The sequence below is a fragment of the Alteromonas antoniana genome (genome assembly GCF_019249295.1).
Classification (GTDB): Bacteria; Pseudomonadota; Gammaproteobacteria; order Enterobacterales; family Alteromonadaceae; genus Alteromonas; species Alteromonas antoniana.
On record NZ_JAESDH010000020.1, the window covers coordinates 45,943 to 59,128 of the forward strand.

General features: G+C 49.5%; 12 protein-coding genes. 3 read left to right on the forward strand and 9 right to left on the reverse strand.

What is annotated here, in order from left to right:
• Nucleotides 1-92 precede the first annotated feature (92 nt).
• From fadE to purM, 4 genes are all read right to left on the reverse strand, one after another.
• On the reverse strand, nucleotides 93-2,555 hold the full coding sequence (gene fadE, locus JKP77_RS16115) for an acyl-CoA dehydrogenase FadE (protein ID WP_218312188.1): 2,463 nt from the start codon (nucleotides 2,553-2,555) through the stop codon (nucleotides 93-95).
• 470 nt (nucleotides 2,556-3,025) lie between these two features.
• The gene (locus tag JKP77_RS16120; RefSeq protein WP_218312189.1) at nucleotides 3,026-3,796 is read right to left on the reverse strand and encodes a DUF3108 domain-containing protein; all 771 of its coding nucleotides are present in this window, start codon (nucleotides 3,794-3,796) and stop codon (nucleotides 3,026-3,028) included.
• Nucleotides 3,759-4,406, reverse strand: a complete 648-nt coding sequence (gene purN, locus JKP77_RS16125; protein ID WP_218312190.1) for a phosphoribosylglycinamide formyltransferase — start codon at nucleotides 4,404-4,406, stop codon at nucleotides 3,759-3,761. The genes JKP77_RS16120 and purN overlap by 38 nt, the downstream gene beginning before the upstream one ends.
• 3 nt (nucleotides 4,407-4,409) lie before the next feature.
• Nucleotides 4,410-5,447 (reverse strand): phosphoribosylformylglycinamidine cyclo-ligase, encoded by a 1,038-nt coding sequence (gene purM, locus JKP77_RS16130; RefSeq protein ID WP_218312191.1) that lies wholly within the window; start codon nucleotides 5,445-5,447, stop codon nucleotides 4,410-4,412.
• Nucleotides 5,448-5,715: 268 nt separating this feature from the next.
• On the opposite strand from purM, the gene JKP77_RS16135 reads away from it, so the two are divergent.
• Together JKP77_RS16135 and hda are read left to right on the forward strand one after the other, a co-directional pair.
• Nucleotides 5,716-7,062 (forward strand): DUF2066 domain-containing protein, encoded by a 1,347-nt coding sequence (locus JKP77_RS16135; protein WP_218312192.1) that lies wholly within the window; start codon nucleotides 5,716-5,718, stop codon nucleotides 7,060-7,062.
• Between the two features lie 2 nt (nucleotides 7,063-7,064).
• Nucleotides 7,065-7,799, forward strand: coding sequence for a DnaA regulatory inactivator Hda (gene hda / locus JKP77_RS16140; RefSeq protein WP_218312193.1), 735 nt, complete (start codon nucleotides 7,065-7,067; stop codon nucleotides 7,797-7,799).
• 18 nt (nucleotides 7,800-7,817) lie between these two features.
• On the opposite strand, the gene JKP77_RS16145 is transcribed toward hda, so the two are convergent.
• From JKP77_RS16145 to arsC, 4 genes are read right to left on the reverse strand one after another with little or no spacing between them, the layout of a single operon-like run.
• Complete coding sequence (locus JKP77_RS16145; RefSeq protein ID WP_218312194.1) at nucleotides 7,818-9,731, reverse strand: hypothetical protein; 1,914 nt, start codon at nucleotides 9,729-9,731, stop codon at nucleotides 7,818-7,820.
• Entirely contained in the window at nucleotides 9,731-10,150 is a 420-nt protein-coding gene (locus JKP77_RS16150) for a DUF2069 domain-containing protein (protein ID WP_218312195.1), read from the reverse strand. Before JKP77_RS16150 ends, JKP77_RS16145 begins: the two co-directional genes overlap by 1 nt.
• Nucleotides 10,150-10,755 carry an NAD(P)H:quinone oxidoreductase gene (wrbA, locus tag JKP77_RS16155; RefSeq protein WP_218312196.1) on the reverse strand — a complete coding sequence of 202 codons (606 nt, stop codon included), beginning with the start codon at nucleotides 10,753-10,755 and terminating at the stop codon, nucleotides 10,150-10,152. Before wrbA ends, JKP77_RS16150 begins: the two co-directional genes overlap by 1 nt.
• Nucleotides 10,755-11,108 (reverse strand): arsenate reductase (glutaredoxin), encoded by a 354-nt coding sequence (arsC, locus tag JKP77_RS16160; RefSeq protein ID WP_218312197.1) that lies wholly within the window; start codon nucleotides 11,106-11,108, stop codon nucleotides 10,755-10,757. Before arsC ends, wrbA begins: the two co-directional genes overlap by 1 nt.
• 98 nt (nucleotides 11,109-11,206) lie before the next feature.
• Here arsC and JKP77_RS16165 point away from each other — a divergent pair, with 98 nt between their 5' ends.
• Nucleotides 11,207-11,722: a TlpA family protein disulfide reductase gene (locus JKP77_RS16165; RefSeq protein WP_218312198.1), complete on the forward strand. Its 516-nt coding sequence runs from the start codon at nucleotides 11,207-11,209 to the stop codon at nucleotides 11,720-11,722.
• Here the strand turns inward: JKP77_RS16165 and bepA are convergent.
• Nucleotides 11,708-13,174, reverse strand: coding sequence for a beta-barrel assembly-enhancing protease (bepA, locus tag JKP77_RS16170; RefSeq protein WP_218312199.1), 1,467 nt, complete (start codon nucleotides 13,172-13,174; stop codon nucleotides 11,708-11,710). The two genes, JKP77_RS16165 and bepA, sit on opposite strands and share 15 nt — an antisense overlap.
• Between the last annotated feature and the right edge of the window lie 12 nt (nucleotides 13,175-13,186).

The window sequence follows — 13,186 nt, forward strand, 5'->3', positions numbered from 1 at the left end:
GCTGACTTCATGTCATTGGTGGCTAACGTTAGCATAGTTACAATAAAAAAAAAGCTGCCGGATGGCAGCTTTTTAATGATTCGCGCTATTTATCAGGCTGCCTTACCTGTCTTTTTACGGCTCGGCTTTTTTACTGCCTGATTGGCAATGAGTTCTTCATGATCGAAATCATCGACATTGATTGTGCGTAATCGACCCGCTTCAGTTCGACGCAGAAGATCGGCTTCCTCTTCATTGATGACACCTTCTTTCAGCGCGTCTTCTGCTAACGCGTCGAGTCGCGTAAACGGAAGTTTGGCATTCTTGTGCTCACAAATTTTGTCGAATACCGGTTGCGCCGCAATCACATCGTCCAGCGTCTGCTCAAGATCGCCGAACAGGTTGCCTTCTTCACGCGTAAGATACTGACCATCTCCCAATCTGCTTCTGGCCGAAGACGGCGTTTGCAACATCATGGCGATTTTGTGCTCAAGTTTGTCCGATGGTTTGTCTACACGACGACCAAACGGCATGACCAGTACTCGCATAACCGCAGCGATCGCACGATTTGGGAAGTTTTCCAGAAAATCATCAATTGCGGTTTCTATATCATGCAACGTATTTTGCATTGCCCAGTGCATAAGTGGTAAGTCTTCCTTCAAACGTCCTTCATCGTCATAACGCTTGAGGGTAGTGCTGCCCATATACAGGCCGCTTAGGATATCGCCCAGGCGGGCTGACAAGCGTTCACGTCGTTTAAGGTCACCGCCCAGTACTCCCATGGAAACATCGGTCAGTAGTGCGAGGTTGGCGCTGTAACCTTGTAGCAGTTTGTAGTAGCGGGCAGTCTCGTCGGTAAATGGCGTATTGTGGAATGTGCCATTGGTAAGGCTGAACCAGATACTTCTGACTGTGTTAGCCACTGCGAAACCGATATGTCCGAAAACAGCTTTATCGAAGGCTTTCAAACGGGCTTGCTTGTCATCAAGGTTGGCCGCTTCAATTTCTTTAAGTACGTAGGGGTGACAACGCATCGCTCCCTGGCCGAAGATCATCATATTGCGAGTGAGAATATTCGCACCCTCAACGGTAATCGAAATGGGCGCGCCCTGATAACCGCGACCTAAATAGTTGTTCGGCCCAAGCATGATGCCTTTACCGCCATGGATGTCCATGGAATCGTTGATCACCTGACGCATTTTTTCTGTCAGATGATATTTACTGATAGCGGAAATAACAGATGGCTTCTCGCCCAAATCAACACCCACCGTAGAGAAGCTGGTAACGCTGTCCATCAGGTACGCGTTGCCACCGATGCGGGCAAGCATTTCCTCGACCCCTTCCATGTGACCCACTGGCATCCTGAACTGTCTGCGGATCCTCGCGTAGGCCCCGGTAGCGAGCGCCACGGTTTTTGCGCCACCTGCGGCGGTGGAGGGCAGGGTAATACAACGACCTACTGACAGACACTCCATCAGCATGCGCCAGCCTTTACCAGCCATAGCTTTACCGCCAATGATAAAGTCCAGCGGTACAAAAATGTCGTTGCCGCGAATCGGGCCATTCTGGAATGGTGTGTTCAGCGGGAAGTGGCGACGGCCAATATCCAGCCCCTTAGTGTCGCGTGGGATCAGCGCGCACGTGATGCCCAGTTCTTTGTTGTCGCCTAGCAGGCCTTCAGGATCCTGAAGTTTAAAAGCCAGCCCAACAACGGTAGCAATGGGGGCGAGGGTAATGTAGCGCTTGTCAAACGTCAGACGCATACCCAGCACTTCTTCGCCTTCCCACTCCCCTTTGCAAACCACGCCAACATCCGGAATTGCGCCTGCATCGGAACCTGCTTCAGGACCGGTAAGCGCAAAGCAAGGGATCTCCTCACCGTTGGCAAGGCGTGGAAGGTAATAATCCTGTTGCTGTTCTGTTCCATAATGTTGCAGCAACTCACCAGGGCCCAATGAATTAGGCACTCCGACAGTACTGGAAAGCACTGCGCTGCTACCGGCCAGTTTTTGCAATACACGAGACTGAGCATAGGCTGAGAATTCCAGCCCGCCGTATTTTTTCTTGATGATCATCGCGAAAAAGCGATGTTCTTTCAGGAAGTCCCAGATCTCTTGAGAAAGGTCGGCATCTTTATGGTTAATTTGCCATTCATCAACCATATGGCACACGCGATCAACCGGGCCATCCAGAAACGCCTGTTCTTCAGGCGTTAATCTGCCCTTGGGGATGCCGTGAAGCTTATCCCAGTCGGGCTTACCACTAAAGATGTCGCCATCCCACCATACCGTACCAGCATCAATGGCTTCCTGTTCCGTGGTGGACATCTCAGGCATGACCTTGCGGTAAAAAGCCAGCAACTTGCTGCTGATATAAGGTTGTCTGATGTCAGCGATAGTCAGGGGCACAGCGAAGATCAGAAACACTATCCAACCCAGCAGACCAATGTCGCCGAACAAGGTGCCCAGCACCATGACCGCAGCAGCAGCGGCTACAGCATTAACGAGGGTAGTACGCTTGTAACTGGCGACAGCCAGGGTAAGCACTACCAGTAAAAACCAGATGAATTCTGCCATACGTCACTCCTGATAAAGGCAAATTATTAGCATAATGACTTTGTCTGAATAAATAGCGGCATCGCTGCCAAAATGATCACTCTTTTTCCGATTGAGAAAGTTTGTCCCGCGTTATCATTTGAGGTCAGACCAGCGTACTTTAAACGTATACAGTAACACCGTAAAGATCAAGGTTGGAAAGGGGCTTATTGCGTTATAAGCCAACTATTCAATAGACAAATAGGATAGACAGTGCAGCAACAATATAACCCTTGATCCTGCATTGTCTTACTGCACCTTATTTTCAACAAAGTATTCAGCAAAAAATAGGAGGTATTGTTCAGTTACAATGTGTAGGCGCACGGTCGCCAGAATTGTGTTTCACAGGTGTTGAATGTATCAGTGACTATAATCCCAACACAGGTCATGCAGGCCGATGGGATTATATAACGTCCTGGCCGGCACCCTGCCAGCCAGGACGTAGGACAGGATTACCGCTTTTCAGCCAGTGTGACATAGGATCGCAGTTTAATGTCACCCTGCTCATCGCCGTCCTTGAACTGTTGCAGGCGAACCAGGTTGTAATCCAGTTCAGGGGCAAACCAGGCGAACGTCTCACGGGTTTTTGAATCGCGGACCAGTTTGACTTTAATGGTATCTAACTGGCCGTAGGGAAGGTTTAGCTTTTCTTTACCAACAACTTCGATACCGTAATGACGCTTCTGGCCGCGATAATTAATAAAATAATAGTCGGTAGTCGATTCACCGGAAGCCAGCTTTCGAGGTAGGTCAATACGATAAATCTGATTATCTATTTCATTGTCCCATTCTAGAGAGTAGTTTTCATCTTCCGATTCCACCTGTACCGAATCGCTGCCATTTTTTCCAAATGTGACATTCAGCTTGTCATCTGGTCCGGTCCCTGAGCGGGAGTAGTAGTATTGCGAAGGTACCAGCTTGCCGTCTTCAACGGTAAAAATGGAATGCTCATAGCGTTTATCTGAAAGGAAAAACTTTGAGACTTTCGATGAGTAAGTCAAGGAGTATTGCGAGGGTGACAACCTTTCCAGTTTCATTTCTACATTGCCTACATCGTCATCCCATTTGTAGGCGGTGTATTGCGCGTGAAAGGGAGTCAGGGCAACAGAGGAAGAATTACCCGTAGTGTTTGCTATAGCGGGCAATGTGCCCGTACCCAGCAGAACCAGCCCTGTAAGGGCTGAATTAATCGCTTTCGAAACCGCTAACCGGAAGCTCTTCATTATCTAAAACCGCCTTATTGTCCTTCATTTTCAGTCTGCCTGAACATATCCAGTTCAGCACGAACGGGTACAGCTGACGTTCCTGTTCCTGAACACGCGCTGCCAGGTCAACCGCAGAGTCCCCGTCGAATACGGGAACTTTACTTTGAATGATCACCGGGCCACCGTCTAGTTCAGGCGTAACGAAATGTACGCTGACACCGTGTTCCCTGTCGCCATTATCGATTGCGCGCTGGTGTGTATTCAACCCTTTGTATTTTGGCAACAAAGATGGATGAATGTTCACTAATTTTCCTGAGAAATGATCAACGAAGTCAGCGGTCAGAATCCGCATAAACCCGGCAAGCACTACGCAATCAGGCTGGTACTGTTCGATCAGCGCCTTCAGGGCTATATCGTAACTTTCCCTGTCATCGAATTTCTGGTGGTCCAGACAATGCGCGTCAATACCGGCTTCGCGGGCTCTTTCGAGCCCGTAAGCATTAGGGCGGTTTGAGATGACACACCCTATACGGGCCTGAAGTGAACCATCGGCGATACGATCGATAATCGCCTGAAGATTACTGCCGTTTCCGGATATTAAAACGCAGAGTGTAGGACGTGTACTCATGAATTACTGCATCTCTACCTGTTGTTCGCCGTCTTTCTGAGCAATGTGTCCAATTACCCAGGCTTTTTCACCCTGCGAGTTAAGGACTTCAAGTGCATTGTCGATGTTTTCCTCGTCAACGACCAGCACCATACCTACACCGCAGTTAAATGTGCGATACATCTCATGCTCGGTAACGTTGCCGTGTTGCTGCAACCAATGAAACACCGCTGGCCATTCCCAACTGTTCTTATCGATGACAACTTTAGCTGTTTCAGGCAGAACGCGTGGAATGTTTTCCCAGAAACCGCCGCCAGTGATATGTGAAATGGCACTGACATCTACGCTTTCCAGTAGTTTTAGAACCGATTTTACATAAATGCGTGTGGGCGCAAGAAGGTGGTCAAGCAGCGGTTTGCCTTCCAGCGCTTCATTTACATCGGCGCCGCTGACTTCAATAATTTTTCGTACCAGCGAGTACCCATTGGAGTGTGGACCTGAAGAGCCCAGCGCAATTAACTTTTGCCCGGGTTTCACTGTAGAGCCGTCGATCACGTTGTCAGCTTCCACCACACCCACACAGAAACCCGCAATGTCATAATCACCATCGTGATACATTCCAGGCATTTCAGCGGTCTCACCGCCAATTAGTGCACAGCCTGATAGCTCGCAGCCTTCACCAATGCCGCTTACAACGGAAGCTGCAACATCAACATCAAGTTTGCCAGTGGCATAGTAGTCTAAGAAAAACAGTGGCTCAGCGCCCTGTACAATCAGATCGTTAACGCACATGGCAACAAGGTCAATACCCACACCCTGGTGCTGATTGGCATCCATCGCCACGCGAAGTTTGGTTCCTACACCATCAGTACCGGAGACCAGTAGAGGACGCTTGTATTTTGAGGGAATTTCACAAAGCGCACCGAAGCCACCAATGTTGCCCTTTACTTCCGGACGATGGGTTTTCTTGGTTACGGTTTTAATTCTTTCTACAAGCTGATTACCCGCGTCGATATCAACGCCGGCATCTTTATAACTTAACGAGGTTTTGTTATCGCTCACGGTTACGCCCTGATGCTGTGGGATGGAAAAACGCGGATTCTACCAGTAAGTGAGGGTAAGTCCAATCGTCTGGTCCAGAGATAGGCGTCTTTTATCTCTCTTGCAGTCAGATATCGGAAATGCACTGCTGCAGAAAACCAGCAACGCTTCTGATACAAAAATATTGCAGCAGAAAGAGGTGAAAAATGAACGCAAATAGCACACAATACTTTTTCTTCTAACGCCACAGGGTGTGGTGAGGTAACGGGAGTGAAAAGGTATTTTGAGTTTGATTCAGTCAGTAAGGCATCACGTTCGTCTTTTTTTATCGTCGCTGTCTGCATGCTGTGTGTGTCTGACGGCGCTCGCCAGTCTGCCAGTATCGGCAACAGTGCAGATTGAAACCCATGTGGGGCAGGTCCAGGTAGAAAATCAAAGTCAGAGTATCCAGCAACAAGCGTCCAGAGAAGCACTTAAGCAAGTGTTGGTAAAAATGTCTGGCACTACTACCGTGTCTGAAAATGCCGGAGTCAGTGCAGCAGTTCGTTCTCCCGGTCAGTACTTGCGCTCTTATCGGTTTGACGACCGAAAAGGGCAACTTTACTACATCGCAGAATTTGACCAGCAGGCACTACTGTCGTTATTACGTCGGGAAGGGCTGCCTGTATGGGGTAACCGCCGACCGGAAACCATTGTCTGGCTGGCAGTGGAGAAAGATAACGGTCAGCGCACCATTGTCGAAGAAAACCAGTCAAACGCAGTCAGTAATGCCATTCGCGACACGGCGCAGTCACGGGGAATACGGGTGAGCTTACCGCTCATGGATCTCACCGATAATCAGGCTATCGCTGTCTACGATATTTGGGGACGATTTCCTCAGGCCCTGTCAAAAGCCTCTTCTCGCTATGGGGTGGACTATATCATCGGCGCCAGATTGTATAAAAATACCAGTGCGGCTATCCCCGATCTCCCGGAACCAGATGCTGAAACGCTGCTGTCTGAAGCGTTAGGTGAGGGCTGGAGCAGTCAGAATGAAACAATTCAAGAGCAGACTGAAACCAGAGTTGGCGCACAAGAGGTGGAAATCCTGAGTCTGGGCGCTACAACGAATGTTCAGTACCAGGTAGCCGAGCAGCAATCCCAATCTCTCGCTGACAATATCATGCCTTTTTCTACGGCTGAATTTGAAACCATGATGGCAGAGCAGGGGGAAGGCGAGTACGCATTGGACTGGGTTTTTATTCGTGGAAACGATGTTAAAAGTGGGTCGCTTTATGGCGATGATAAGGGGCGACTAGTACAACTTCTGATTGATGGGTATGCCAGCTACCTGGCGGATATTTTCTCTATTAAACCGGGTCAGAGTACGCAAAACGCAAGTAAAGTAAAAATTTCAGTAGCCAATCTGGACAGTCTGGAAAATTACGTAATGGCACAGCGCTATCTTGCCAGCCTGAGTGTCGTTGAACACGTATCGCTTTCTGCTCAGTCAGGCTCAGTAGGAACGTTTGAGCTTTCTCTATTGGGTTCAGCGCAGGATCTGGTCAATACGATGTCACTGGAAAACCGTTTGCAACCGGTCAGAGACGCGTTTGGGCAGCCGGTGCAGGGATATAATTTCTATTGGAACGAGTAGCGATGCAATTGCCGTTGCCGGTATCTTTACCAGTCGATGAAACATTTGAGAGTTTCGTTTCGGGTACAGATAGCGAGTTGGTGACATTGTTGCAGGCACTGGCCCATGCCGTGCCTGACTGGCGTGATGCCAGCTTACTTCAGGGGCTGGCGTCATTAAAGCTGCCAATGGTGACTTTGCTGGGGAGTGCCGGAAGAGGCAAAAGCCATCTGCTTTACGCGTTATGCCATGAAATGGCAGACCGTGACATTCCGCATGTGTATCTGAATCTGAATAATGCTGAAGCCTGGCCGGCGAATGCTTTTGAAGGATTCGAAACTTTGCCTTTGGTGTGTCTGGATAATATTCACGCTATCGCGGGCAATGAAGTGCTTGAGCTGGCCCTGTTTGACCTTATCAATCGGGTTGTCGAATCACAGCAGACCGTATTAGTTTGCAGTAGTCGCCTCGGGCCGAGTAACCCGGCGTTCGTGCTCCCTGATTTGCGCTCGCGTCTGTCCTGGGGCGTTACCTACCAACTGCATGCGCTCAGTGATGAAGCGCGTAAAACGGTGGTTCGGAATCGCGCGACCGCGCGTGGTTTAAAGCTGTCAGAACAGGCTTTGCAGTTTCTTCTGCATCACAGTGAACGTGATATACCCAGCCTGATTAATTTGCTCGACAGACTGGATACGCGCTCGCTACAGGAACAAAAAAAGCTCTCGGTTAACATGGTTAAACGAGAGCTCGGCCTTTAACATCTTTTCTAATGGCTCTTAGCGAGATTCCGGTAATGCCGGCATTTCAGCATGCTCTTCAGCGAATATCGCTTGCGAGTCCTGCCATTTATGGCTGCTCGATTCAGTCATTTCACCATTTTCATTCAGACTGAGTGTATCCCGCCAGCTTACACCTTGTGGAAGTTCCTGAGCCGGTGGCAACTCGGAAAGAAGTTGTGGCACATTCAGCTGTGGCAATACCCGACTTACCGCAAAATCGACACGTTGTTGTAACCCTGGATCGTTAATGCGGTTTCTCTGACCCCAGGTGATCAAAGCTTCATTGTTTTCGATTGTCTCGCGGGTAAAAACCCCCACATCCGACGCAACGCCTAAACGGTAAAGCATCATAAAACGCTCCACCAGATTGGCGAAATCTTCACGCCGGGTATAGTAAGAATAGAATGACACTGCACCGTCAGGCTCAAACCAGTCCGCAACCTGCTGTGCAGTGTAACCCCGTTGCGTTGCGGTGGCATTTTCTCCGCCATAGCGCACGTCCGCAAGATCATGTAACTCCTGAGATGTTAGAGGAAGTGCACTATCCAGCGTGTCAGACTGTGTATTATTGCGGTTGTAATAAGAAAGCGGATCATTGGCTGCCGATAACGTTGACCACACCTGATAATTGAAAAAGTCATTAGCATGCGCCAGTTCGTGATACATCAGCCACGCCAGTGATGCCTCTACATCCTGATTGGTTCTCGAACGTCTTAGCTGTGCAGAAAAACCCGGTTGCGGATAAAAATACTCGCCGTCTCTTACATATCGCCAGTAGGAACGGAAGTTCAGCGCATCGCCAAAGCCACTGCGATAGTCGGGTATGGTGTTTAAGGTATCGCGCTCTGCAGGGGTTCGCCAGAAGTTACGGGCATCCAGATAAATAGCGCCGGTAGCGACCCAGTAAAATGACGGTCGTACTTCGTATGAAATGACAACCGCTGTAGTGGCACGCAGTAAGTTGCGAATATCTTCACTGGCAGCACTGGTCTCCAGAAAGTCTTTAAACGCGTCTCCCATCCACGGATGAGAAACATAGGTGCGATCCAGAATATCGTCGATGCTGGGATCTTCCGTTTCCTGACCAATCAGGGGCAGGGTACCAAACGTACATGTTGTGGTAATGGTGTTACTGTAAACACACTGTTCAAGTGCATTGGCGTAAGGACTGTCATCGCGGTAAGGCAACATATGACTGGTGACTGTCTGCAATCTTCCGCCGACTTCATCGACAAAATAACTGTCTTCGTCCGCCTCAATGTTTTTTACCAGAACCTGGACCGTATCAGTGCCAGTATCGCCATTGTCATAGGTTACGGTAGCCTGGAATTCGATGACCTGATCGGAAGTGACCGGGGGGGCCTGAAAATAAATATCGTATTGCGGGCCGCTACCCTCATCGAAACGGACATTGACAGCGTTCGGCCCGCTGACCTGTTGCCAGTCGATATCGGTAACGGTAGCAGCATCGGGATGATTAGCATCAACACGCAATGATACCCGGTTGCCTTCCGCTGCTTCGTGACCTAACCGTGTAATTGCAAGTGGCGTTTCTCCCTCCTGCACATTCAGAATAAAATCAACAGTCTGTTGTGAGCCATCTGCCAGTCTGGCGGTCACTGACATCGGGTAATCACCCGCACCCGGGGCGTCAAATCCAACCGCCTGAGTATGTGCGGCAAGTAACGCTACTTGTTGTGCATCGATATTCCAGTTGATGTCACTGAGTACGGAGCCATCATTCGTTCTTACGGTAAAATCAACAGAGTCGCCGCTGATTACTGTAGTTTCACCGGTTAGTACCAGTTCAGTTGAGGCAGATGGCGGTGGCGGTGAGCTACTGTCTCCGCCAGAGGAGCCGCCACAACCCGCGAGGGTGATTATACTTAACGGAACTAACCAGTTTTTCATTACTTACTCCTTTGAAATCGCTCCCGCTCTTCCTGCATCTCGACTTTCATCTTTTTCAGTCCCTGACCTAACTCACGGCCGCGTTTTCTTGCAAAAATACTGCAACCTACAAACATGGTGGTTGATAGGATAATTTCTATTATGGCATACCAGCGTTCCGCTTCACTTGCATACGCAATGGTAAATCCGTGGATCAGGTAAAACATAATAATGAAATTCGCCCACGCATGGGTATAAGGCTTGCCCTGGATGACACCTTTGAGAGGCAGCACCAGCGGTAGTACGTAAATTAACAGGATGAAAAGCACCGAATAACCAGCCTCAGGGGCCAGTACAAAGTGCCAGATGGTTACCCAGCTAAGAAGCGCAATATGGCTGACAAGGGCAAGATAACGATAAATACGGGTATCGGGAGCCACTAGTGTGAATCCTCCTGTTGTGTAGAGAGTTTTTTTGCCAGCGAGGCCAGGCGTTTTCCCTGTGCAATCGCCAGCGACTTCTCATGTTCAGACAATTTTTTCTGTGTGTTCGATGATACATGGGTGACGCCGTACGGCGTTCCACCGGTTTGCGTTTCATGCAGAGCCGGCTCTGAGTAAGGTAATCCGCAACAGATCATGCCGTGGTGCAATAATGGGATCATCATTGATAGTAGTGTGGTTTCTTGTCCGCCATGCATACTCGACGTTGATGTGAACACACACGCAGGCTTGTCGATAAGCGCGCCCTGTAGCCATTGCTGCGAGGTAGTGTCCAGAAAATGCTTAACCGGCGCGGCCATATTTCCAAAGCGGGTAGGGCTGCCTAAAGCCAGCGCACTGCATGTTTCAAGATCTTTTGTGGTGACGTGCGGAGGCCCTTTCTCAGGCGTGCTGTCATCCGGTTCACCGGTAGCATCATTAAGCGATGGAACGGTTCTTACCATGGCTGTTGCCCCGGCTAATTCCACGCCTTTGGCAATGGCATCAGCAAGCTGGCGCGTAGCGCCATGGCGGCTGTAATATAAAATCAGAACCGGTACCACTAGAGGATATCCAGAACCGATTCCGGAGGCCTGCCGATGCGTGCTTTATCAGCATTGATAACAATAGGCCGCTCGATGAGTTTGGGAAAGGCCGCCATCGCTTCAAATAATGCATCCGCAGTGCTTTGAGATTTATCCAGGCCAGCTTCTTTGAACTCAGCTTCTTTCACGCGGACCATGTCAATTACGTTGTCGGTAGGTAATTTTGAAAAAATAGCCCGAATAGATTCTTCATCCAGTGGCGTTTTTAAGTATTCAATTATGTTTGGCGTCACACCCTGCGCTTCGAGCAGCGCAAGTGTCTGCCGGCTCTTCGAGCAGCGGGGATTATGAATGAGTGTAATGCTGGACATTTTCTGTTCCGTTTGCTGATATACCCATCGGCGATGGGAAATACATAAATAATGCCACGGACTATTGCGCGTTTGTTCATGATAATCAAGGGGTAGTAATGAGATTAACGGCTTTTAATGTGAAGCAGCAAGGACAGGTAAAGGTGTTGCTTGTGGGGCTGTTACTGGCAGCGGCTTTGAGCGCAGGTGTGATGACGTGGCAGGCAATGCAGAAAGACTTTGAAACGCTCGACGGAAGCCAGTATCGCTGGTCAGAATTTTCAGGAGAATGGGTTGTCGTTAACTATTTTGCGGAGTGGTGTGCGCCGTGTTTACGTGAAATTCCAGAGTTGGTCGCGTTCAACGCTGATAAACCTGCGGATACGACTCTTTTTGCAGTCAGTTACGACCCGTTAAGTAAAGATCGTATCAGAGAACTTAAAAACCAGTATCAGATCCATCTGCCGCTGGTCGTGCCGAATGAGAAAATGCTCATGCCGATGGAGCGGCCACCGTACCTGCCGGCCACGTTTATCATTGGACCTGATGGCAGTGTGAAGAAAACGCTGATGGGAGAGGTCAGCGAGACATTATTGAAAGAGACCCTTACTGCGCTGAAATCACAGACGCTTTAACCGCTCTTCTTCTTCACGTAATTGCTTAATCCGCGCCCTGATACGCTGTTTAATAAGATGATCTTCACCAGCAAAATTATACGCGTACTGTAATTCATCCACCGCACGGGCATAGGCTCCGTAAAGGGCATACACTTCTGCCTTACTTTGATGCATGTCACCGAACTGTTTTGCTTTGCGGTAAGCTTCAGACAGTAACTGATACGCCAGTTCGTAATCCGGATTGACCAGCAGATAGTCTTTTAAGATCTGAATGGCGGGGGCAAACCGATCAGCATATACCAGTGCGTTCGCGTAGTTTAGTGCCAGTACCGTATTTCGCGGTGTGTTTGATATATGCGGTTCCAGACGTGTTACTGCTTCATCAAACTTTTCCTGCGCAATGGAAATATCGGTTGCAGCATCAAGATAAAACAGGTTTGAAGGATCGTTTTTAAGCAGGCGGTCGATGATGATTTCCCGCGCCTCGTCCATATTTTCATTACGCATATGGGCCAGCCCTAACCCGTATAATGCGGCTTCTTCCACTAAATAATCTTTTTTATCCACCATCGCCTGAAAATGCTCAAGACTGTATTCTTTATCGAATGAATAACGCGACACGATACGCGCCTTGGCCAGATGGAAGGCGAGCACCGGTAACAGTCGGACAGAGGGGTAATCGCCGGCACGAGCCCGGGCATCGGCAATACGGGTCTCTGTTAACGGGTGAGACAACAGGCGGGCAGGTGGACGCGATACCATGCGGTATTCTTCTGCCATGGTAGAGAAAAAGCTGGCTGAGGCGTCAGGATCGAACCCCGCTCTTGCCAGCATTGAAATCCCGATGCGATCGGCTTCCTGCTCGTTGGAGCGCGTATAATCAATTTGCAGCTGAGCAGATGCGGCTTGTCCGGCCTGCATGGCTGCAATACCTGCCTGAGGATTCGCTATGGCCAGCAGAACGCCGCCTATCATAGACGCTATCGCCAGCGGTGTAGCCCGTTGTTGTGCCTGCATGCGCCGGGCAATATGGCGCTGAGTGACGTGGGAGATTTCGTGCGCCAGTACCGAAGCCAGTTCACTTTCGTTTTTGGCTCGCCGAATCAGTCCGGTATGCACGCCAATATGACCACCAAAAAATGCAAAGGCGTTGATGGCGTCATTATTTACCCAGAAAAAGGTAAAAGGAAATTTTGCATTGTCAGCGTGTACCACGAGACGATTGCCCAGGTCCTGAAGATATTCATCCAGCACCGGATCGCCAACAAGCGGCGCCTGTCCGCGCATCTGCCGCATAACGGCATCGCCGACGATCATTTCTTTGTCCAGAGAAATGGCATCAGACGCTACCACACCGATCTCAGGCAGGGCGTTTTTGTTGGAATACGCTGAATCCTGGGCCACGGCCGCCAGACTACATGTGAGAACAAACAGGCAAGCGGTGAGTCCTTTACGCGCGATTAATCTCATTACACCTTTCTT

What these genes read in the sequence shown, in the direction of transcription:
- bepA (WP_218312199.1), bottom strand. Translation starts at nt 13,174, where the DNA reads ATGAGATTAATCGCGCGTAAAGGACTCACCGCTTGCCTGTTTGTTCTC.
- JKP77_RS16165 (WP_218312198.1), top strand. Translation starts at nt 11,207, where the DNA reads ATGAGATTAACGGCTTTTAATGTGAAGCAGCAAGGACAGGTAAAGGTG.
- fadE (WP_218312188.1), bottom strand. Translation starts at nt 2,555, where the DNA reads ATGGCAGAATTCATCTGGTTTTTACTGGTAGTGCTTACCCTGGCTGTC.
- JKP77_RS16145 (WP_218312194.1), bottom strand. Translation starts at nt 9,731, where the DNA reads ATGAAAAACTGGTTAGTTCCGTTAAGTATAATCACCCTCGCGGGTTGT.
- arsC (WP_218312197.1), bottom strand. Translation starts at nt 11,108, where the DNA reads ATGTCCAGCATTACACTCATTCATAATCCCCGCTGCTCGAAGAGCCGG.
- hda (WP_218312193.1), top strand. Translation starts at nt 7,065, where the DNA reads ATGCAATTGCCGTTGCCGGTATCTTTACCAGTCGATGAAACATTTGAG.
- JKP77_RS16120 (WP_218312189.1), bottom strand. Translation starts at nt 3,796, where the DNA reads ATGAAGAGCTTCCGGTTAGCGGTTTCGAAAGCGATTAATTCAGCCCTT.
- purN (WP_218312190.1), bottom strand. Translation starts at nt 4,406, where the DNA reads ATGAGTACACGTCCTACACTCTGCGTTTTAATATCCGGAAACGGCAGT.